Here is a 22,116-nt window from a genome sequence, read left to right on the forward strand (position 1 = left end):
GTTGCCAGCGTGTGGAAGTAATTTATTTGCATATAGTTTGGTTGTCGGACAATTGGACTGCACGCAGAGGTAGGCATGCCACAAACCACGCAAAAACTGCGACTCGGCGCCCTGATCGCGCTGGTGGTGGGTTCGATGATTGGCGGCGGGATCTTTTCCTTGCCGCAGAACATGGCGGCCCGGGCCGACGCGGGGGCGATCCTCATCGGTTGGGCGATCACCGCCGTGGGCATGCTGACCCTGGCCTTCGTCTTCCAGACCCTGGCCAACCGCAAGCCTGAACTCGATTCGGGGGTGTACGCCTACGCCAAGGCCGGCTTCGGCGACTACATGGGGTTTTCGTCCGCCTGGGGCTACTGGATCAGCGCCTGGCTGGGCAACGTCGGCTACTTCGTGCTGCTGTTCAGCACCCTGGGCTATTTCTTCCCGGTGTTTGGCCAGGGCAACACCCCGGTGGCCATCGCCTGCGCCTCGGTCTTGCTGTGGGCGGTGCATTTCCTGGTGCTGCGCGGGATCAAGGAAGCGGCCTTCATCAACCTGCTGACCACCGTGGCCAAGATCGTGCCGCTAGTGATGTTCATCGTGATTGCCGCGGTGGCGTTCAAGGCGGACATTTTCACCCGCGACATCTGGGGCCGCGGCAACCCGAACTTCGGCGGGGTGATGGACCAGGTGCGCAACATGATGCTGGTCACGGTCTTCGTGTTCATCGGCATCGAAGGCGCCAGCGTCTATTCGGCCCGGGCCGAGAAGCGCGCGGATGTCGGCCGGGCCACGGTGATCGGTTTTATCGGGGTGCTGGCCCTGCTGGTGCTGGTCAATGTGCTGTCCCTGGGCATCATGAGCCAGCCGGAACTGGCGACCTTGCAGAACCCGTCCCTGGCGGCGGTGCTGGAGCACATCGTCGGCCCCTGGGGGGCGTTGCTGATCAGCGTCGGCCTGGCGGTTTCCCTGCTCGGTGCCTTGCTGTCGTGGGCGCTGCTGTGTGCCGAAATTCTGTTCGCCACCGCCCGCGACCGGACCATGCCGGCCTTCCTGAAAAAGGAAAACGCCAACCACGTACCGGTCAACGCCCTGTGGCTGACCAACAGCATGATCCAGGTGTTTTTGCTGATCACCCTGTTCTCCGCCGGGACCTACACCAGCCTGATCTACCTCGCCTCGTCGATGATCCTGGTGCCTTACCTGTGGTCGGCGGCCTACGCGGTGCTGCTCAGTGGCCGTGGCGAAACCTACGAACATGCCTCGGCCGAGCGCATGAAAGACCTGTGCATCGGTGGCGTGGCCCTGTGTTATGCGGTGTGGCTGTTGTACGCCGGCGGGGTCAAGTACCTGCTGCTGTCGGCCCTGCTGTATGCCCCGGGGGTGATCCTGTTCGCCAAGGCCAAGCGCGAGCAGGGCGAGCCCTTGTTCACCGGTATCGAGAAAGGCATTTTCGCCTGTGTGGTCGCCGGGGCCAGCCTGGCCGCCTATGGCCTGTACAGCGGTGTGCTGTCGCTGTGAGGCTCGCTTACCAGCCGCCCTATGACTGGCCGGCGATGCTGGCGTTTCTCCGGGCGCGGGCCATCGCCGGGCAGGAGACCGTCAGCGGCGACCGCTATTCGCGCAGCATCAGCCTCGATGGCATGCACGGCTGGTTCAGTGTGGGCCCGGGCGACAGCGATACGCTGGCCCTGACCCTGGACTTTCCCGATCCGCAAGCCCATGCGCGGATCGTGGCGCGCATCCGCCGCCTGCTGGACCTGGACACCGACCTGGCGCCGATTCACCGGCAACTGTCCGCCGACCCGCTGATGGCCCGTTTGATCGCCTCGCGGCCGGGGCTGCGCGTGCCCGGCGCCTGGGACGGCTTCGAGCTGGCGGTGCGCGCGGTGCTGGGGCAGCAGATCACGGTGGTGGCGGCCATCCGTCTGGCGGGCAAGCTGGTGGCGCAATATGGCCAGCCATTGAGCTGCGTGGGGGCGCCGGCGGGGTTGAGCCATGTGTTTCCTGAGCCGGGGCGAATGGCGGGCGCCGACCTGGCGAGCCTGGGCATGCCGCGTAGCCGGGGACGGACCCTGTCCGGCGTGGCGCAGGCGCTGCTCGACGATCCGCAGCTGTTTGCTCCCAAGGCCAGCCTCGAACAGAGCCTGTCCGCCTTGCGGGCGCTATGGGGTGTTGGCGACTGGACTGCGCATTACGTGGCCTTGCGCCAGTTCCGCGAAGCGGATGCTTTTCCCGCGGCGGACGTGGGCCTGCTCAATGCCCTGGCGGCACTCGAAGGCGGGCCGGTCAGCGCCAGCCAGCTGCTGGCCCGCGCCGAGGCCTGGCGGCCATGGCGCGGTTACGCGGCGCAGCACCTGTGGACGGCCTTGTAATCCCCCCGCACCTGTAGCCGCTGCCGAGCACCGCGAGGCTGCGATCGGCTGCGAAGCGGCCGTAAAACAGACCATGCATTACTTCCTCTATGCCGCGTGCATAGGCTTGGCGAGGACTACGTCCTCGATCGCAGCCTCGCAGGCTCGGCAGCGGCTACAGGGCTACAGGGCTACGAGCATTACCATTTCGGGCGATGGGCGCCCAGGTCGCTGGCGGGGTAGGCCCATTGCAGGGGCGTGCCGCTGATCTGCAGGGGCACTTGCAGGCGATGGGCCGGGCCCCAGGAGGTCTGCTCCACCAGCAATCCCTGGTCGTCCTGGTCTTCGGCGCGCAAGGCGGGCTCGGCGCTGCCAGGGGCGTGCTCGATCAACAGCTTGGCGGTCCGCGCCAGCGACAGCCGTGCGCTGCCGACGGCCCCGGTTTTCAGTCGTTCGTTCAGGGTGCGGATCGCGGCGGCGGCCATCAGGTAGCCGGTGGCGTGGTCCAGGGCCTGCACCGGCAGCGGTACCGGTTTTTCGGCCTGCTGCCAGCGCTGGCCGGCCTCGGCAATGCCGCTGCTCATCTGCACCAGGCTGTCGAAGCCACGGCGGTTCTGCCAGGGGCCGCTCCAGCCATAGGCGTTCAGGCACACATCGATCAGCTCCGGGGCGAGGCGCTGGCGCTCGGCCGCGCCGTAGCCGAGGCGTTCCAGGGCATCGGCGCGGTAGCCGTGCAGCAGCAGGTCGGCTTCCCCCAGCAGGCTTTCGAAGACCTGGCGATCGGCGGCGTCGTGCAGGTTCAGGCGGGCGCAGCGTTTGCCCAGGGTGACTTCCGGGACCACGCCGGGCTCGTTCCACTCCGGCGGGTCGATGCGCAGCACGTCGGCGCCCAGCCCGGCCAGAAAGCGGCTGGCGATGGGGCCGGCCAGCACCCGGGTCAGGTCCAGCACCTTGATCCCGGCCAGGGGGCGTGACAGCGACCCGCGCCAGGGCTGCGCGGCGTCTGCACCTTGTTTCACGTAGTGCACCAGGGGCTCGGCATTCACGGCCTGCCCCTGGGGATGGGCTTGCCACTGGGCCCAGCTGCGCATTTCGGCGGCGCAGCCACCTGCCTCGACCACCGCCTGCTCCAGGTCGCTCTTGTTCCACTGCGCAACCTTGGCGGCCATGGCCGGCCGGTCCGCGACCCGGCCGAGTACCTGTTCGGCCGCCTGGCGATGATGGGGCGCATTGGTGTGCAGGCGAATCCAGCCGTCCTGGGTGGCGTAGTCGCCGGCGACCGGGTCCCACAGCGGCGGCACGCTCCAGCCCAGCGGACGCAGGGAGGTGGCGAACCAGAAGGAGGCCAGGCGTCGGTCGACGCTCAGGGCAGGCATGCGCCCGGTCTGGCTGAACAGCAGCCCGGCCGCCGCCTGGCCGGCCGCGGCGATGCTGGCGCTGGCCAGTTCGGTCACGGCGAAGGCCGAGGGCAGGGCGCCGCTCGAGGTCAAGGCAATCGGGGTAAGAGGCAAGCCAAGCGCGGCTTGAACAGACGACAGCACATCGGTCATTGCAGGCCCTCCGCAAGAGAGGGGGCAGCATAAATCAAAAAAGTGAAGCGCCGCAGCCCCGTGACGGAGCAAGAACTATCTGTAGGAGCGAGCTTGCTCGCGATGGTCGTCAACGATGGCGCGCACTCACTGGCTCAATGCGGCGCGCTCCGGTTCATCGCGAGCAAGCTTCGCTCCTACAGAGGCGAGGATCAGACCCGGAACTGGTCCATCAGCTTCATCTGCTGGGTGGTCAGGGCGTTGAGCTGGCTGCTGACCTGGGCCGATTCGGTGGCCTGCTCGGTGAGGGATTCGGTCACGCTGCGGATCGCCGAGACGTTGCGGTTGACCTCTTCGGCCACCGCGCTCTGCTGTTCGGCGGCGCTGGCGATCTGCAGGTTCATGTCGCTGATCACCGTGACCGCGTCGCTGATCTTGCCCAGGGCCTGCACCGCTTGCTGGATCTGCCCGGCGTTGCTCTGGGCCTGGGCCTGGCTCGAATGCATGGTCGCCACCACGCCCCGGGTGCCGCTCTGGATGCGCTCGATCACCACGCGGATTTCTTCCACCGAATCCTGGGTGCGCTTGGCCAGGTTGCGCACTTCGTCGGCGACCACCGCGAAGCCGCGGCCGCTTTCCCCGGCGCGCGCCGCCTCGATGGCGGCGTTGAGGGCCAGCAGGTTGGTCTGTTCGGCGATGCTGCGGATCACTTCCAGCACCGAGCCGATCTGTTCGCTGTTGACCGCCAGGGCCTCGACCTCGACCACTGCCTTGCTGACCTCCTCGGCCAGGGTGCTGATGTCGCGGGTGCTGCGCTCGATGATGGTCATGCCGTCCTTGGCCGACTGGTCGGCGCCACGGGCGGCGTTGGCGGCGTTCGAGGCACTGTTGGCGACGTCGTGGGCGGTGGCGCTCATTTCATTGGACGCGGTGGCCACCTGGTCGATTTCGCGGAACTGCACCTGCATGCCTTCGCTGGTCTGGCGGGCGATCTCCGAGGACTGGTCGGCGGTGCCGCGGGCGTCGGTGATGCTCTGCTTGATCTGCGCGATGGTCGGTTGCAGCTTGTCGAGGAAGCGGTTGAACCAGCTCACCAGCTCGCCCAGTTCGTCTTGCTTGCTGTACTTCAGGCGCTGGGTCAGGTCGCCGTCGCCGCTGGCGATTTCCTTGAGCATCTGCGCGACGCTGTTGATCGGCCGGGTCACGCCGGAGGCGGTCAGCCAGATCAGCAGCAGGCCGATCACGCCGGCGACCGCCGCCACCAGCAGGGACACCAGGGTGCCCTGGGCCTGGGCGTCGTCGAGCACGCTCTGGAGTTTCACGGTGTCGGCCAGCAGCACCTGCTCCGGCAGGTCGATCACCACGCCCCAGGGGCGGGCGTCGGCGATCGGGCTGACCGGATACACGGCGCGGATCAGGTCGCCCTGCTTGAGGATTTTCGGGGTATTGCCAGCCAGCAGTTGCAGCACATCCTTGCCTTCGGCGCCGAGGGTGTCGGCGATGCCCTTGCCGACCTTGGCCGCATCGTTGCTGTAGGCGGCGAGGATACCGCTGCCGGCGACGATCAGCATGTGCCCGGCACCGTCGAACAGCCCGCTCTGGGACTCGGCGGCCGCGGCCTGCAGGGCATCCAGGGCGATGTCCACGCCGACCACGCCTATGACTTTGCCGTCGACGATCAGCGGCAGAGAGATGGTGGTCATCAGCATCAGCTTGCCGCCCACGGTGTCGGCGTACGGGTCCAGCAGGCAGGTGCGCTTGCTGTCGCGCGGGCAGGTGTACCAGCTGTTGTAGGGGGTGCCGCTGACGCTCAGGGTGGTCTTGTTCATGTCCTCTTCGACCATCACCGTGTTCAGCCCGGTGCCGCCGGCACGGCTCCAGTAGCTGGCGAAGCGCCCGGCTTCGTTGGAGGCATGGCCGGCGTCGTTGGCGAACTCGCTGTCCTTGCCGTCGAGGGCGTTGGGCTCATAGGCGAGCCAGATGCCCAGCACCTTGGTGTTGCGTTCGAAGGCGGTTTTCAGGCTGTGGTTGAGTTCTTCGCGCAGCGTCGCGGCGTCCAGCGAACGCTTGCCGGCCATGGTCCGCAGGTCGTTGATCTGGTCGGCCAGGGCGGTGATCACCAGCAGGCTCTCGCCAAAGGTTTTCTGCACCCGCACCGCCTGCTCGGCGGCCCGGGCCTGCAGCAGGTTCTGCACGCTGTCGGTGAGCATTCGCGAGCTGGAACTGCTGACCAGTTGATCGTTCTGGTTGGTCTGGTAGATGTTCATCCCGACGATCAGGCCCACCACGCCGAGCAGGCAGAGTCCGGACAACAGCACGATTTTCAGGCGAATGGACAGAGAGTCGAACATGGGGCGATCTCGCGAATGGATAGGAGGTGAGCGGTGAGTCGGATGACTCCGGTCGCCAAGTCCATTCAGCGCCATGCCCGGAACATCGGCTTGAGCGGCATTTGCCTGAGAAAAAGCCGACGAGCGGTCATGTGTTTGACATAAACAGGGAGGAGGGAGGTTTCGCCGCAGGGCCTGTCGCGAGCAACCGAGCGTCGGCCGGCTGCTCTGGCCGAGGAATCAGGAGGCCTGGGCCAGGGCTTCCGGGCGCGACCAGATCCACAGGTTGCCCAGGCCCATGCCGGCCAGCGCCAGGTACAGGGTCCAGTGATGAGTGAGCAGGCTCAGCATCAGGCCGGCGCACAGCAGCATGCTGACGGTGGCGCTGATCTTGGCCCGGCGGCTGATGATCCGACCGTTGCGCCAGTTGCTCAGGATAGGGCCGAACAGGCGGTGGTTTTCCATCCAGGCGCTCAGGCGTGGCGAGCTTTTGGTCGCGGCCCAGGCGGCGAGGAGCACGAACTCGGTGGTCGGCAGGCCGGGCACGACGATGGCGATCAGGCCGATGGCCAGGCTGACGTAAGCCAGGCAACCGAAGAACAGGCGGGAGGCCTTGGACGGGGATCGGGTTGTGCCGGTCATGGGTTCGATGATGAGGTAACGAGCATGGGGCTCAATCCACAAAAGATGGGAAAAACGGCTGGCGCCAGCACGTACGTTCCTGCAACGGGCGTGAGTCTACGCCTTCAATACAGGAACGAGCGCGCCGGCAAAAAAATCAGGCCAGTTCAGGCGCCGTGTCGTAGGCCTTTTCCAGCAGCACGGTAAAGCGGTTGAAGGCATCCAGCGCGCCTTTTTCCGCCGCGGCTTCTTCTTCGGCGCTGAATGCCAGGCCGTCGAGGGTGCGGGTGAAGGACTTCCAGCCTTCGGCGCGACCGCCGGCCGGCTCGCCCAGGTGCCGGGCACCGAAGGTTTCGCCGAGGCCCAGGCCCACCGCGCGCTTGATCAGGAACGCCGCGCCCAGCTTGGAGCCTTCGGAGACGAACAGCCAGCCCAGGGCTTCGGCCTTGCTCGGGTTCTGCACCGCGCCCGCCACCGGGGCCGGGACTTCGGTTTCCAGGTCCGCCAGGTCGGCCTTGGCCGCTTCGGCACGGCAACGCTCTGCCAGGTCCGGGATGATGGCGATCAGCGCCGGGTCGTTGTAGAGGGCGACCAGTTCGGATTGGAACAGGTACTGGGCGACGACGAAGCGGGCAAAGCTGCTGGCGCTTTCGAACGGCGCGTGGGCCTTGACCAGGGCGTCGAGCCTGGCATGGGGTTCGTGGGTGATCTGGTTCAGGCGCTGGGAGCGCAGGCTCGGGCGCTGTGGGGAATCCTGGGTGGTCATGACAATGTCCTTGGGAAGTGAAAATGAGAGCTACTGAAAACGAGAGCTGCTGAAAATGAGAAGCACTTGCTAACTAGACGAACAAGAAGACGCGGCACAGTAAAAAATCCTCACTGCGCTCCATCGAAAAGCGCAGTGAGGTAGACCGGATCAGATGTCCCAGATCAGGTTGACCGCGAAGTTGCGACCCGGCTGGGTCAGGCGGTCGAGGTTGGCCGGGCTGAGCACCGCGGCTTCGCCGACGCTGTCGTAGCCGCGCACGTCGTCCCACAGCCAGTACTTCTTGTCGGCCAGGTTGTAGATGCCGGCGCTGACGGTGACATCGTCGCTGACCTTGTAGAAACCGGTCAGGTCGAGCACGCCGTAGCCCGGGGTCTTGAACTGGCTGCTGGTGCCATCCGGGGTCTTGAAGCTGCTGCTGTCGACGCGGTCTTTCTTCTTGACCAGGGTCCAGCTGAGCAGGGCGCCGTAGTGGTCCTGGTCGTAGCCCAGGCCGAACACGCCGGTCAGCGGGTTGACCGCGTTCAAGGGTTCGCCGGTGTCGTTGTTGCGACCGTAGGCGTAGGCCACCGAACCCTGGGTGTACAGGCCCTGCGGCGCGCCCAGGGTGTCGAGGTTGAGCCGGCCTTTGACTTCCACGCCCTTGATGGTGGCGTGCTTGATGTTGTTGCTCTGGAACGTCAGCTCGTCGTAGCCCGGGGTCACCGCGTCTTCGTTGATGAAGTCGCGGTACTTGTTATAGAACACCGCCACGTCGAAGTTGCCGGACTCGAAGTTGCCGCGCAGGCCGGTTTCATAGCTCTGGCTTTTCTCCGGCTTGAGGTTCGAGTTCGGCGCCACGCGGTAGCCCGTGGTGGTGTTCTCGAAGCGGCCGTACAGCGCCTTGGCGGTCGGGGTGCGGAAACCTTCGGCGTACTGGCCGTACCAGGTGTACTGGTCGGTCAGGGCGTAGGTCAGGCCGAACTTGGGCGATACCCGGTGCCAGGTCTTGTTCTCGTCGCTCACTTCACCCTGGCCATCGGCGGCCACGGTGTTGAGGAACTCCTGGGTGATGTGCGGCTTGAGCTGGGTGTAGTCGTAGCGCAGGCCCGGCAGGAAGGTCCACTTGTTCCAGCTGATCTGGTCCTGGGCGAACAGGCTGTAGGTGTTGATGGTCGGGTCCGGGAAGTCGCTGGACTTCTTCAGCACGTCGGACGGGCTGATGGCGCCGACCGCCGTGCAACCGCGACCGACCGCCAGGCAGGTACCGCTGCCGCTGCGCGAGCCAGTGACCTTTTCCTGCTTGATAGTGGTGCCGTAGGTCAGCAGGTGCTCGGTTTCGCCGATGGCGAAGGCCTTGTCGGCCTGGGCGTCGAAGACCCACTGCTTCTCTTCGTAGAGGGTTTCGCGGCTGCGCATGACGTTGCGGGTGAACGGGAAGTAGTTTTCCAGGGTGCTCTGGTCGGTCTTGGCGATCTGGTAGTTGAGGCTCCACTTCACGTGGTCGGCCAGCAGGCTATCGAGGGCGAAACGGTTGTCCAGGCCGAAACGTTCGCGGGTGATGGTGTCGTTACCGGTGCGCGAGCGGTACATGCCCAACGGCTGGCCGGCGTTGAACGGGCCGCCCACGGCGCTCTTCTGGTTGGTGTCGCGGTCGTCCTTGTACTTCTCGTAGGTCAGGCCCAGGCGCGCGTCGTCGGCATAGTTCCAGCCGGCCTTGGCCAGCACATTGGTGGTGCGCACGTCTTCCGGGTTGGCGGCGGTGCGCGCCAGGCCGGTGCTGTTGTTGCTGCCGTAGGAGTCGGTTTCGTGGCCGTCGCGCTGGCTGAAGTGCAGCAGGCCGTCGAACTGGCCGCTGCGTCCGGCCACGGTGGCGGATTTCAGCCAGCTGTCGTCGGCCGAGCTGTAGCCGGTCTTCAGGCGGGCGCCGACGTCTTTGCCGGGCTTGATGATGTCGTCCGGGTCGAGGGTGAAGTAGCTGACCGCGCCGCCGATGGCGTTGCTGCCGTACAGCACCGACGCCGGGCCGCGGAGGATCTCCACACGCTTGATGATTTCCGGGTCGACGTAGTTGCGCTGGGTCTTGGCATAGGGGCCGTTGAAGAAGCCGTTGGGAATCTCCACGCCGTCGACCTGGGTCAGGATGCGGTCGCCGTCGATGCCGCGGATGTTGTAGCCGCTGATACCGCCACGCTGGCCGGCGCCGCCGACCGAAACGCCCGGCTCGTAGCGCACCAGTTGCTTGATGGTGTTGACGTTGTTGCGGTCCAGGTCCTGGCGGTCATGCACGGTCACGGTGCTGGGCACGCTGTTGACGTCCTGCTCCTGGCGCGTGGCGCTGATGGTCACCTGTTGCAGGGTCAGGGCGCTGCCGCTGGCGCGCTTTTCCAGGACGATGTTGTTGGCGCCCAGCTTGCGGTAGCTCAGGTTGGTGCCCATCAGCAGGCGGTCCAGGGCTTTTTCCGGCGGCAGCGAGCCGCGCACGCCCGGGGACGCGATGCCTTCGCCCAGTTCCGCCGGCAGGCCGACCTGCCAACCGGTGACGGCGCTAAAGGCGTTTAGCGCCGACACCAGCGGCTGCTGGTCGATGGCGAAGCTGTAGTCGCCCATGTTGCGCGCCGGTTGGCTGGTGGCGGTGGCGGCCATGACCGGCGCGGCCCCGGCCAGCAGGATGGCGGCAGTCAGCAGGGACAGCGTGCAGTTCTGCAGGCGGGCCTGGCGGGAAGATGAAGAGGACCGGCTGTTGAGGCGAGAGGACATCGATAGCGCTCCGTGTCGCACGAATCTTTATAGGTGCTGATTCGGCATGTTTAATGCGAATCAATTGCATTGGCTATAACGAGACGAACGACCGACAGCGATCGCGTAAAAATAAATCCGTGCTAGTTGAGAATCACCAGCGCAGGGAACTCCTGCAGGCGCGCCGAGGTGATGTGAGCCAGGGAGCGCACCACGTCCAGCGGCTGGTCGAGACGGTAGTTACCGGTAACCGCGACATCGGCCAGGCGCTCGTTGTTGTTGACGATCCAGCCCGGGTAATACCGGCGCAACTCGGCCAGCACCTGGTTCAGCGGGCAGTTCTCGAACACCAGCCGGCCCTGGACCCAGGCCAGGTCCTTGTCGAGGTCGAGCTTGGCCGGGCGGTCGAAACCGTTGGGGCCGATGCGGATGCTTTCGCCGGCCGACAGGCGCACCCGGGCATCGTCGTGGGTGGCGCGCAGGTCGACATCGCCACGCTGTACCCGCACCTGGGCCACGCCGTCCAGGTAACGCACGGCGAAGGCGGTGTCGCGCACGCTGGCGCGTACCGGGCCGGCATCGAGTTCCAGCGGCTGGCCGCGGCTGGCGGGGATCTCGAAGAAGGCTTCGCCCTGGTACAGGCGAGCCACGCGCTGGCGCTCGTCGATGGTGCTGGAGAAGGCCGAATTGGTGTTGAGCAGGACTTTCGAGCCGTCCTCCAACTGCAGGCGCTGGCGCTCGCCGACCACGGTCAGGTGGTCGGCCTGCAGGCGCAGTGGCAGGTTACTGAAACTGAACAGGCCGAGGATCAGCACCGCCGCCACCGCCAGGGGCCGCCAGTGCGGACGCAGGCGCGACAGCACACTGACCTTGGTTTTTTGGGTGTCCAGATTTTGCGCGCAGCGCACCACTTGCGGACCGTTCCAGATCGCCTGGGCCTTGTCGAAGGCTGCGCTGTGCAGGGGCGAGGCGTTCAGCCAGTCGTGGAATTGCCGGGCCTGCTCGGGGCTCGGGCTCTCCAGCAGGATCAGCCAGTCCAGGGCCTGGTCCATGGCTTGATCCGCGGCGCAGGGGGTGGATGTTTCCCCGTCCTGGGCGGTCGGCTGGGTGCGGTGGGTGTCCGTCACGGGTGTTCCTCGGCTGTGTCTGTGCACGGCTGTTTTTTAGATGGAGAGCGCAGGGCGGTCAAGGGTAGCAAAGGGCTGCGGCCGACGCCCGCCCGGCTGGGCCTCAATGCCCGTTCAAGCGCTCGGCGACGCCGATGCAGATGGCCATGATCAGCTTCAGTTCCTTTTGCACGGTGCTCTGGGAGACCTCGAGCTTCTCGGCGATCTCCAGGTAGCTGTGGCCGTGCAGGCGGCTGAGGATAAAGATCTGCTGTTGGCGCGGGCTGAGTTGGGCAAGGCTCATGTTCAGGCGTTCCAGCAACTGTTCGGCATGGGCGGCATCCTCGGCGCTGCTCAGGGGCGCGGCCACGCTTTCGACCACGTCCAGCGGCACGTCTTCGAGCAGGGTGCGGGCCTGGATGCGGCGCGCGCGCAGGTGGTCGAGCGCCAGGTTGCGGGCGGTCTGGAAGACGAAGGGTTCGAGGTGGTCGATGGCCCGTTCGCTCAGGGCCCGGGTCACGCGCAGGTAGGTTTCCTGCAACAGGTCCTCGGCGGTGCTGGGGTTGTTGACCATCCGCTCCAGCGTGCGCAGCAGCGAAACGCGCTGGGTGAGAAAGACGTGATTGAAGCGGGATTGGCTCACAACAGGACCTGGCTGATTTTTCAGCGGATGATAATGCTTATCATCTACGTCGACGGTCAAGCCCTGAGTGAATCATCGACGCCCTGAGAGGTAGGCCGGGTAGTCCGGAATCCGGTAGCTGTGCGCCTGCTCCATCAGCGGGCTGCTGAGCAGGTAGTCGGCGCTGCATTCGTTGCAGGCCACGGGAATGTTCCAGACCGCCGCGACCCGTAGCAGGGCCTTGATGTCCGGATCGTGGGGCTGGGGTTCGAAGGGGTCCCAGAAGAACACCAGCATGTCCACCCGCTGCTCGGCGATTCGCGCGCCGAGCTGCTGGTCGCCGCCCAGGGGGCCGCTGATCATGCTTTCCACCGGCAGGCCCAGGCGCTGGTGCAGCAGCTGGCCGGTGGTGCCAGTGGCCAGCAGAGCGTGCTCGGCGAGCTTGTCTTTCTGCCGCTCGGCCCAGTCCAGGAGGAAACTCTTGCAGTGGTCGTGGGCCACCAGGGCGATGCGCTTGCGCGCCGCCATGCTGGCCTGGGTGAAGCTGATACCGATCATCGGTGGCGGCTCCTGGAGGGAGGAAATCTGCAGGAGCTGCCGAGGCTGCGATCTTTGCGCGCTTGAACCTCGAATGTGAAGATCAAAAGATCGCAGCCTGCGGCAGCTCCCGCGTCGCAGGCCGTGGGCTTACTCGGCGCTGCACAGGGCCAGGCAGTTATCCAGCATGCGGTTGGAGAAGCCCCACTCGTTGTCGTACCAGGCCAGTACCTTGAGCAGCTTGCCGCCGCTGACCTTGGTGTGATTGGCGTCGAAGATCGACGACAGCGGGTTGTGGTTGAAGTCGCTGGAGACCAGCGGCAGGCTGTTGTAGCCCAGGATCTTCGAGTGCTGGCTGGCGCTCTTGAGCAGGGCGTTGACCTCCTCGGCAGTGGTGTTGCGCTTGAGCTGCACGGTCAGGTCCACCAGCGATACGTTGATCACCGGCACCCGCACCGCCATGCCGGTCAGCTTGCCCGCCAGTTCCGGCAGCACCAGGCCCACGGCTTCGGCCGCGCCGGTCTTGCTCGGGATCATGTTCTGGGTGGCCGAACGGGCGCGGTACGGATCGCTGTGGTAGACGTCGGTCAGGTTCTGGTCGTTGGTGTAGGCGTGGATGGTGGTCATCAGCCCGCTTTCGATGCCCAGCTCGCGGTTCAGCACCTGGGCCACTGGCGCCAGGCAGTTGGTGGTGCACGAAGCGTTGGAAATGATCTGGTGCGACTGGCGCAGAATGTCGTGGTTCACGCCATACACCACGGTGGCGTCGGCGCCTTTGGCCGGGGCGGAAATGATCACTTTGCGGGCGCCGGCGCTGAGATGGGCGGCGGCCTTGGCACGGTCGGTGAACAGACCGGTGCATTCGAATGCGACGTCGATCTTCTCGGCGGCCCAGGGCAGTTCGGCCGGATTGCGGATGGCGCTGACGGCGATCCGGTCGCCGTTGACGGTCAGGCTTTCCTGATCGTGCTGCACGTCGGCATCGAAAGTGCCGTGGACGGTGTCGTATTTGAGCAGGTGGGCATTGATCGAACTATCACCCAGATCGTTGATGGCGACGATCTGCAGATCCTGGCGATAGCCTTGGGTATAAAGTGCGCGCAGGACGTTACGGCCGATACGGCCAAAACCATTGATTGCGATTCGTAGAGTCATTAGAAAAGCGCCTGCCGTAGTTTTGTTGTTGGAATTACAAGATTATTCGCAAAAAAATAGAAAACAAGCCTTTTTGGTGGCAATATTTTGTTTTATCTACAACGAGTGACCTGAATCAACTGGTCCAAATGGTCAAGAAACCCTCTGCCATCCCCTGTGCCGCGGGCGTTTTGATCAGCATAGACAAACAGGTCGCCACATCCGTTAGCCTGGAGTTCTACACATGCATCCCCGCGTTCTTGAGGTCACCGAACGGCTTGTCGCCCGCAGTCGCGCCACTCGCGAGGCTTACCTCGCCCTGATCCGCGGCGCCGCCAGCGATGGCCCGCAACGGGGCAAGCTGCAGTGTGCGAACTTCGCCCACGGCGTTGCCGGCTGCGGCTCGGAAGACAAGCACAGCCTGCGCATGATGAATGCCGCCAACGTGGCGATTGTTTCGTCATATAACGACATGCTCTCGGCGCACCAGCCGTACGAGCACTTTCCCGAACAGATCAAGAAGGCCCTGCGCGAGATGGGTTCGGTCGGCCAGTTCGCCGGCGGCACCCCCGCCATGTGCGATGGCGTGACCCAGGGCGAGGCCGGCATGGAGCTGAGCCTGCCGAGCCGCGAGGTGATCGCGCTGTCCACCGCGGTGGCCTTGTCCCACAACATGTTCGACGCCGCGCTGATGCTCGGCATCTGCGACAAGATCGTCCCGGGCCTGATGATGGGCGCGTTGCGCTTCGGCCACCTGCCGACCATCTTCGTCCCGGGCGGGCCGATGCCGTCGGGCATTTCCAACAAGGAAAAGGCCGACGTGCGCCAGCGTTACGCCGAAGGCAAGGCGACCCGCGAAGAGCTGTTGGAATCGGAGATGAAGTCCTACCACAGCCCGGGTACCTGCACCTTCTACGGCACCGCCAACACCAACCAGCTGCTGATGGAAGTCATGGGCCTGCACTTGCCGGGCGCGTCCTTCGTCAACCCCTATACGCCACTGCGCGACGCCCTGACCCATGAGGCGGCGCAGCAGGTCACTCGCCTGACCAAGCAGAGCGGCAACTTCACGCCGATCGGCGAGATCGTCGACGAGCGTTCGCTGGTCAACTCCATCGTTGCCCTGCACGCCACCGGCGGTTCGACCAACCACACCCTGCACATGCCGGCGATTGCCCAGGCCGCGGGCATCCAGCTGACCTGGCAGGATATGGCCGACCTCTCCGAGGTGGTGCCGACCCTGTCCCACGTCTATCCGAACGGCAAGGCCGACATCAACCACTTCCAGGCGGCGGGCGGCATGGCGTTCCTGATTCGCGAACTGCTGGAAGCCGGCCTGCTCCACGAAGACGTCAACACCGTGGCCGGCCGTGGCCTGAGCCGCTACACCCAGGAACCGTTCCTGGACAACGGCAAGCTGGTGTGGCGCGACGGCCCGATCGAAAGCCTCGACGAAAACATCCTGCGTCCGGTGGCTCGCGCATTCTCGCCGGAAGGTGGCCTGCGGGTGATGGAAGGCAACCTCGGTCGGGGGGTGATGAAAGTCTCCGCCGTGGCGCTGCAGCACCAGATCGTCGAAGCGCCGGCGGTGGTGTTCCAGGACCAGCAGGACCTGGCCGATGCGTTCAAGGCTGGCGAGCTGGAGAAAGACTTCGTGGCGGTGATGCGCTTCCAGGGCCCGCGCTCCAACGGCATGCCGGAACTGCACAAGATGACGCCGTTCCTCGGCGTGCTGCAGGACCGTGGCTTCAAGGTCGCGCTGGTCACCGACGGGCGCATGTCCGGGGCCTCGGGCAAGATCCCGGCGGCGATCCACGTCAGCCCGGAAGCCCAGGTCGGCGGTGCGCTGGCGCGGGTGCGCGACGGCGACATCATTCGCGTGGATGGCGTAAAGGGCACGCTGGAGCTTAAGGTAGACGCCGATGAATTCGCCGCCCGCGAGCCGGCCAAGGGCCTGCTGGGTAACAACGTCGGCAGCGGCCGCGAATTGTTCGGTTTCATGCGCATGGCCTTCAGCTCGGCGGAGCAGGGCGCCAGCGCCTTTACCTCTGCCCTGGAGAACCTTAAGTGAAGTTAGCGCTGGTCGGTGACATTGGTGGAACCAATGCGCGTTTTGCGTTGTGGAAAGACCAGCGCCTGGAGTCGATCCAGGTGCTGGCGACGGCGGACCACGCCAGCCCGGAAGAAGCCATCGGCGTATACCTGGGCGGCCTCGGCCTGGCGCCGGGTTCGATCGGCGCGGTGTGCCTGTCGGTGGCCGGCCCGGTCGGCGGCGACGAATTTCGTTTTACCAACAACCACTGGCGCCTGAGCCGCAAGGCCTTCTGCCAGACCCTGCAGGTCGATGAGCTGCTGCTGGTCAATGACTTCTCGGCCATGGCCCTGGGCATGACCCGCCTGCAACCGGGCGAGTTCCGGGTGGTCTGCGAAGGCACTCCCGAGCCGCTGCGCCCGGCGGTAGTGATCGGGCCGGGTACCGGCCTGGGCGTCGGCACGCTGCTGGACCTGGGCGAAGGCCGCTGGGCCGCCTTGCCGGGCGAGGGCGGGCATGTCGACCTGCCGTTGAGCAGCCCGCGGGAAACCCAGTTGTGGCAGCACATTTACAGTGAGATCGGCCATGTCAGCGCCGAGACCGCGCTCAGCGGCGGCGGTTTGCCCCGGTTGTACCGGGCGATCTGCGCGGTGGACGGGCATGAGCCGGTGCTCGATACCCCGGAAGCCATCACCGCCGCGGGCCTGGCTGGCGACCCCATCGCCCTGGAAGTGCTCGAGCAGTTCTGCTGCTGGCTGGGCCGGGTGGCGGGCAACAACGTGCTGACCACCGGCGGGCGCGGTGGCGTGTACATCGTCGGCGGGGTAATCCCGCGGTTCGCCGACTTTTTCGTCGAAAGCGGTTTCGCCCGTTGTTTTGCCGACAAGGGCTGCATGAGCGATTACTTCAAGGGCATTCCGGTATGGCTGGTGACGGCGCCGTACTCGGGCCTGACCGGCGCCGGGGTGGCGCTCGAGCAGGCGTTTGCCTGATCGAACGTATGGGGCTTGTCGCAAGCAGGCTTCGCTCGGGTTTCGTGTTGGTACGCTGCTTCTGTAGCCGCTGCCGAGCGAGCGAGGCNGCGACCGGCCGCGAAGCGGACGTAAACCGGGCCCCCCGTTTCTTTCTGGCAAACCCTGTGTTCAGGTTTTGCGAGGACTTCGTCCTCGATCGCAGCCTCGCAGGCTCGGCAGCGGCTACGGAACCGATCCATGAGGCATAATCCCGCTCCATTCATAACAACAAAGGACGGCCCGCGTGAGTTCAGTCAGTAAGTCGATCTTGTTGGTTGATGACGATCAGGAAATCCGCGAGCTGCTGGAGACCTACCTCAGTCGCGCCGGCTTCCAGGTCCGCAGCACGCCCAACGGCGCCGGTTTTCGCCAGGCGCTGAACGAGGCGCCGAGCGACCTGGTGATTCTGGATGTGATGCTGCCGGACGAAGACGGTTTCAGCCTGTGCCGCTGGATCCGCCAGCACCCGCGGGTCGGCCAGGTGCCGATCATCATGCTCACCGCCAGCTCCGACGAAGCCGACCGGGTCATCGGCCTGGAACTGGGTGCCGACGACTACCTGGGCAAACCCTTCAGCCCCCGCGAATTGCAGGCGCGGATCAAGGCCCTGTTGCGCCGCGCGCAGTTCGGCCAGGAACGGGCCGGCGGCGAGGTGCTGTGCTTCGACGAGTGGCGCCTGGACATGGTCAGCCACCGGCTGTTCCACAACGATGGCGAGGAAGTGATCCTCTCCGGCGCCGACTTCGCCCTGCTCAAGCTGTTCCTCGATCACCCCCAGGAAATCCTCGACCGCGACACCATCGGCAATGCCACCCGCGGGCGCGAACTGATGCCCCTGGACCGCATCGTCGACATGGCGGTCAGCCGCCTGCGCCAACGCCTGCGCGACACCGAAAAGCCGCCGCGGCTGATCCGCACCGTGCGCGGCAGCGGTTACCAATTGGCAGCCAATGTGGTTGCCGGCAATGCTCACTGAGTGGCCGCGCAAGCTGCTGGCGCGGGTGCCGGTGCCGCGTTCGCTGCTGGGCCGGATGTTGCTGCTGACGCTGCTGGCGGTGTTGTTCGCGCAGACCTTGTCCAGCGTGATCTGGGTTTCCCAGCTGCGCGCCACCCAGCTCGAAGGCCTGGTCACCAGCGCCCGCAGCCTGGCCCATTCGATGACCGCCAGCGTCAGCTACTTTCGTTCGCTGCCGGTGGCGTACCGGCCGCTGGTGCTCGACCAATTGCGCAGCATGGGCGGCACCCGTTTTGTCGTGACCCTCAACGACAAGCCGCTGGGCATGGAAGTGCTGCCTATCACGCCGCGCAAGCAGGCGGTGCTCAAGGCGGTGGACGAAGTGCTGCGCCAGTCCCTGGGCAACGACGCCTATATCTCGGTGACCTTCGTCAGCCCCGAGGACCTGCGGATTTTCAACGGCGGCCTGAAGCTCGATGAGTTGCCGCGTTCCTGGGCCCACTACGCCCTGACCCTGGAGCCGGTGAACCCGCCGGTGCTGGTCACCCAGATCCAGATGGCGCCGGGCGAATGGTTGTACATCGCCTCGTTGTTGCCCGAGCCCTACACCAGCCTCGAAGAACAGGGGCTGCCGGCGCAGCAGGTGTGGTTCATCGTGCTCACCAGCGGTTTCCTGCTGCTGTTCATCGGCCTGCTGGTGCATTGGCAGAGCCGGCCACTCAAGCGCCTGGCGCGGGCCGCGCGGGACATGTCACTGGGCGCCGATGTGCAGCCGGTGGCCGAAGGCGGCGGCAGCGAAGTGGTGGAGGTCGGCCGGGCCTTCAATGCCATGCGCGAGCGCATCAGCCGTTACCTGACCGAGCGCAGCCAGCTGTTCAGTGCGATTTCCCACGACCTGCGCACGCCCATCACCCGCCTGCGGCTGCGGGTCGAACTGCTGGAAGACGAGCAGTTGCAAAGCAAGTTCGGCCGCGACCTGGATGAGCTGGAGCTGCTGGTCAAGGGCGCGCTGCAGTGCGTCAAGGACACCGACATCCACGAGAACATCGAGCCGGTGGACCTCAACCAGGTGCTCGACTGCCTGGTGGAGCCTTACCTGGCGCCCAATGGCAACGGCCGCGTGACCCAGCAGGGGCGGGCGCTGGCGCCGTATCCGGGCAAGCCCCTGGCGCTCAAGCGCTGCATGGGCAACCTGATCGACAACGCGCTGAAGTACGGGCAGAACGCCCACCTGCACATCGACGACGATGCCAACGCGTTCATCCTGCATGTCGACGACGAAGGCCCGGGCGTGCCAGAACAGCGCCTGGAGCAGGTGTTCGAGCCGCACTTTCGCCTGTCCGGCCAGCAGCAAGGCTACGGCCTGGGCCTGGGCATCGCGCGCAACATCGCCCACAGCCATGGCGGCGAGGTGAGCCTGCAGAACCTGCGCGAAGGCGGTTTGCGCGTGACCCTGTACCTGCCGCGTTCCATGGATTGATGCCCCTGTAGCCGCTGGCGAAGCCTGCGATCGGCCGCGTAGCGGTCGTAAAATTTCATGCCGCGCTTGGCTGTATGACCGAGGCGCCAGTTTTGCGAGCCCTGCGGTCTCGAGCGCAGCTTGCGGCAGCGGCTACAGGGAGTTTTGTCACGGCTTGGTGACATTTCCTGTGACCTTCGTTACCTGCCCGCGCGAACCCGTTGTTTAGACTCAAGTCCCTGATAAAAACAACAACAGGTCCGCCATGAACCCTATTCCCCTGACGTTCAGCAGCTGGCTGAACGCTCCTGCCCATCATCAATGGCTGGCCGCCGAAGGCCAGCGCCTGCTGGGTTTCGCCCGCGCGGCCCGACTGCCCGACGGCTTCGGCGACCTGGACGAACGCGGGCGCCTGCCGAGCGATGCCCGGGCCGGCACCATGAACACCGCGCGCATGACCCACAGTTTCGCCATGGCCCATATCCAGGGCATTCCCGGCTACGCCGCGTTGGTGGACCACGGCATTGCCGCGCTCAACGGCGCGCTGCGCGATGGCGAGTGCGGCGGCTGGTTCGCCACTCCCGGGCATGCCGACGGCAACAGCGGCAAGGCCGCCTACCTGCATGCCTTCGTCGCCCTGGCGGCGAGTTCCGCGGTGGTGGCCGCGCGCCCCGGCGCCGAGGCCTTGCTGGCGGAGGCGATCCGGGTCATCGAAAGGCATTTCTGGAGCGAGGAGGAGGGCGCGATGCGCGAGTCCTTCAACCGCGACTGGAGCGGCGAGGAGGCCTATCGCGGCGCCAACAGCAACATGCACGCCACCGAGGCGTTCCTCGCCCTGGCCGATGTCACCCAGGACCCGCGCTGGCTCAACCGCGCCCTGCACATTGTCGAGCGGGTCATCCATCAGCATGCCGCCGCTGGCGATTACCGGGTCATCGAGCATTTCGACCGTCAGTGGCAGCCGCTGCCGGATTACAACCAGGAGCATCCGGCCGACGGTTTCCGCCCCTATGGCACCACCCCCGGGCACGCTTTCGAGTGGGCTCGCCTGCTGCTGCACCTCGAAGCCGCGCGTTGCCAGGCCGGCATGCTCAGCCCCGGCTGGCTGCTGCTGGATGCCCAGAAACTGTTCGAAACCGCCTGCCGTGACGCCTGGGACGTCGATGGCGCGCCGGGCATTGTCTACACCCTGGACTGGCAGCAGCGCCCCGTGGTGCGCCAGCGCCTGCACTGGACCCACGCCGAGGCCGCGGCGGCGGCCAGCGCCTTGCTGCAACGCACCGGGGAAGCGCAGTACGAAACCTGGTATCGGCGCTTCTGGGAATTCACCGCCGAGCACTTCATCGACCCGCTGCACGGCAGCTGGCACCACGAGCTGGACAGCAACAACAGGCCCAGCGCCGAGATCTGGGCCGGCAAGCCGGACCTGTATCACGCCTGGCAGGCGGTGCTGATTCCGCGCCTGCCTTTGGCGCCGAGCATGGCATCGGCGCTGGCCGAAGTGTCTAGACTGCAGGCTGTGTAACCATGTGGTGACATTCGCGCATCCCTTCGTTACCTGCGCGGGTAGGCCCCCTGTTTAGAATCCTATGCAGCGCAAGCACCAGACTTGCATGCATAACAACAAGAAAGGTACACCTCAGATGAATGCGATTTCTCGTCTAGCTGCTGTCATTTCCGTTGCCTCGTTGTTTCCCCTCAGTGCATTCCCTCTCGTTTCCGTTGCCGCCGACGCCAAAGGCTCCGTGGAAGTCGTCCATTGGTGGACGTCCGGCGGTGAAAAAGCGGCGGTCGATGTGCTCAAGGCCCAGGTCGAAAAAGACGGCTTCACCTGGAAAGACGGCGCAGTCGCCGGCGGTGGCGGTGCCACAGCCATGACCGTGCTGAAAAGCCGCGCCGTTTCCGGCAACCCGCCGGGCGTTGCCCAGATCAAGGGTCCGGACATCCAGGAGTGGGGCAGCACCGGCCTGCTCAGCACCGACGCCCTGAAAGACGTGGCCAAGTCGGAAAACTGGGACGGCCTGCTCTCCAAGAAAGTCTCCGACACCGTGAAGTACGAAGGTGACTATGTTGCCGTGCCGGTGAACATCCACCGCGTCAACTGGCTGTGGATCAACCCGGAAGTCTTCAAGAAGGCCGGGATCGACAAGGCCCCGACCACCCTCGAAGAATTCTATGCCGCCGGTGACAAGCTCAAGGCCGCCGGCTTCATCGCCCTGGCCCACGGCGGCCAGCCATGGCAGGACAGCACCGTGTTCGAAGACGTGGTGCTCTCGGTCATGGGCGCCGATGGCTACAAGAAAGCCCTGGTCGACCTGGACCAGAAGACCCTCGCTGGCCCGGAGATGGCCAAGGCCTTCACCGAGCTGAAGAAAGTCACCAGCTACATGGATCAGAACCGCGCCGGGCGTGACTGGAACATCGCCGCCGCCGACGTCATCAACGGCAAGGCCGGCATGCAGATGATGGGCGACTGGGCCAAGAGCGAGTGGACCGCGGCGAAGAAAGTCGCCGGCAAGGACTACCAGTGCGTGGCCTTCCCGGGCACCGACAAGGCCTTCACCTACAACATCGACTCCCTGGCGGTGTTCAAGCTCAAGGCCGATCGCAAGGGCGATATCGCCGCGCAGCAGGACCTGGCCAAGGTCGCCCTGGGCAAGGACTTCCAGAAGGTCTTCAGCATCAACAAGGGTTCGATCCCGGTGCGCACCGACATGCTCAACGACATGGCCGCGCAAGGCTTCGACTCCTGCGCCCAGGCGGCGGCCAAGGACTTCCTGGCTGACGACAAGACCGGCGGCCTGCAACCGAGCATGGCGCACAACATGGCCACCTCCCTGGCCGTGCAGGGCGCGATCTTCGATGTGGTGACCAACTTCATGAACGACAAGGACGCGGACCCGGCCAAGGCCAGTGCGCAGCTGGCATCGGCCGTCAAGGCCGCCCAGTAACTCCGAA

Annotated in this window: 17 protein-coding genes; 8 read left to right on the forward strand and 9 right to left on the reverse strand. The window is 65.5% G+C overall.

What is annotated here, in order from left to right:
* Positions 1–75 precede the first annotated feature (75 nt).
* A complete protein-coding gene (gene arcD, locus PVZ80_RS21550) occupies positions 76–1,503 on the forward strand; it encodes an arginine-ornithine antiporter (RefSeq protein WP_009050419.1) in 1,428 nt (475 codons plus the stop codon).
* On the forward strand, positions 1,500–2,357 hold the full coding sequence (locus tag PVZ80_RS21555) for a DNA-3-methyladenine glycosylase family protein (RefSeq protein WP_053269762.1): 858 nt from the start codon (positions 1,500–1,502) through the stop codon (positions 2,355–2,357). The genes arcD and PVZ80_RS21555 overlap by 4 nt, the downstream gene beginning before the upstream one ends.
* A gap of 179 nt (positions 2,358–2,536) precedes the next feature.
* Here PVZ80_RS21555 and PVZ80_RS21560 read toward each other — a convergent pair whose 3' ends face one another.
* From PVZ80_RS21560 to gap, 9 genes are all read right to left on the reverse strand, one after another.
* The gene (locus tag PVZ80_RS21560) at positions 2,537–3,886 is read right to left on the reverse strand and encodes a CoA transferase (protein WP_273864518.1); all 1,350 of its coding nucleotides are present in this window, start codon (positions 3,884–3,886) and stop codon (positions 2,537–2,539) included.
* Positions 3,887–4,077: 191 nt separating this feature from the next.
* Positions 4,078–6,216 carry a methyl-accepting chemotaxis protein gene (locus PVZ80_RS21565; protein WP_103331517.1) on the reverse strand — a complete coding sequence of 713 codons (2,139 nt, stop codon included), beginning with the start codon at positions 6,214–6,216 and terminating at the stop codon, positions 4,078–4,080.
* Between the two features lie 219 nt (positions 6,217–6,435).
* On the reverse strand, positions 6,436–6,837 hold the full coding sequence (locus PVZ80_RS21570) for a YbaN family protein (protein ID WP_009050415.1): 402 nt from the start codon (positions 6,835–6,837) through the stop codon (positions 6,436–6,438).
* A 136-nt stretch (positions 6,838–6,973) separates the two neighbouring features.
* Positions 6,974–7,582: a biliverdin-producing heme oxygenase gene (locus PVZ80_RS21575; protein ID WP_053269760.1), complete on the reverse strand. Its 609-nt coding sequence runs from the start codon at positions 7,580–7,582 to the stop codon at positions 6,974–6,976.
* A 150-nt stretch (positions 7,583–7,732) separates the two neighbouring features.
* Entirely contained in the window at positions 7,733–10,321 is a 2,589-nt protein-coding gene (locus PVZ80_RS21580; protein ID WP_273864519.1) for a TonB-dependent receptor, read from the reverse strand.
* Positions 10,322–10,443: 122 nt separating this feature from the next.
* The gene (locus tag PVZ80_RS21585) at positions 10,444–11,427 is read right to left on the reverse strand and encodes a FecR family protein (RefSeq protein ID WP_053269758.1); all 984 of its coding nucleotides are present in this window, start codon (positions 11,425–11,427) and stop codon (positions 10,444–10,446) included.
* 103 nt (positions 11,428–11,530) lie between these two features.
* The gene (locus tag PVZ80_RS21590; protein WP_009050411.1) at positions 11,531–12,049 is read right to left on the reverse strand and encodes an RNA polymerase sigma factor; all 519 of its coding nucleotides are present in this window, start codon (positions 12,047–12,049) and stop codon (positions 11,531–11,533) included.
* A 72-nt stretch (positions 12,050–12,121) separates the two neighbouring features.
* The gene (locus PVZ80_RS21595) at positions 12,122–12,586 is read right to left on the reverse strand and encodes a methylglyoxal synthase (protein ID WP_009050410.1); all 465 of its coding nucleotides are present in this window, start codon (positions 12,584–12,586) and stop codon (positions 12,122–12,124) included.
* Between the two features lie 129 nt (positions 12,587–12,715).
* Positions 12,716–13,720 carry a type I glyceraldehyde-3-phosphate dehydrogenase gene (gene gap / locus PVZ80_RS21600; protein ID WP_273864520.1) on the reverse strand — a complete coding sequence of 335 codons (1,005 nt, stop codon included), beginning with the start codon at positions 13,718–13,720 and terminating at the stop codon, positions 12,716–12,718.
* A gap of 223 nt (positions 13,721–13,943) precedes the next feature.
* On the opposite strand from gap, the gene edd reads away from it, so the two are divergent.
* The 6 genes from edd (at position 13,944) to PVZ80_RS21630 (ending at position 22,109) form a co-directional block, all read left to right on the forward strand.
* Positions 13,944–15,770: a phosphogluconate dehydratase gene (gene edd, locus PVZ80_RS21605; RefSeq protein WP_009045235.1), complete on the forward strand. Its 1,827-nt coding sequence runs from the start codon at positions 13,944–13,946 to the stop codon at positions 15,768–15,770.
* Complete coding sequence (locus PVZ80_RS21610; RefSeq protein WP_028683212.1) at positions 15,767–16,723, forward strand: glucokinase; 957 nt, start codon at positions 15,767–15,769, stop codon at positions 16,721–16,723. Before edd ends, PVZ80_RS21610 begins: the two co-directional genes overlap by 4 nt.
* A 265-nt stretch (positions 16,724–16,988) precedes the next feature.
* Positions 16,989–17,720: a response regulator gene (locus PVZ80_RS21615; protein WP_007926317.1), complete on the forward strand. Its 732-nt coding sequence runs from the start codon at positions 16,989–16,991 to the stop codon at positions 17,718–17,720.
* Positions 17,721–17,751: 31 nt separating this feature from the next.
* Positions 17,752–19,179: an ATP-binding protein gene (locus PVZ80_RS21620; protein WP_198421981.1), complete on the forward strand. Its 1,428-nt coding sequence runs from the start codon at positions 17,752–17,754 to the stop codon at positions 19,177–19,179.
* Positions 19,180–19,423: 244 nt separating this feature from the next.
* Positions 19,424–20,683, forward strand: a complete 1,260-nt coding sequence (locus PVZ80_RS21625; protein ID WP_273864521.1) for a D-mannose isomerase — start codon at positions 19,424–19,426, stop codon at positions 20,681–20,683.
* Between the two features lie 118 nt (positions 20,684–20,801).
* A complete protein-coding gene (locus PVZ80_RS21630; RefSeq protein ID WP_081360031.1) occupies positions 20,802–22,109 on the forward strand; it encodes an ABC transporter substrate-binding protein in 1,308 nt (435 codons plus the stop codon).
* The last annotated feature ends 7 nt before the right edge of the window (positions 22,110–22,116 follow it).

The organism is Pseudomonas sp. B3G-3, from assembly GCF_028640915.1.
In the GTDB taxonomy this organism is placed as follows: domain Bacteria; phylum Pseudomonadota; class Gammaproteobacteria; order Pseudomonadales; family Pseudomonadaceae; genus Aquipseudomonas; species Aquipseudomonas chlororaphis_I.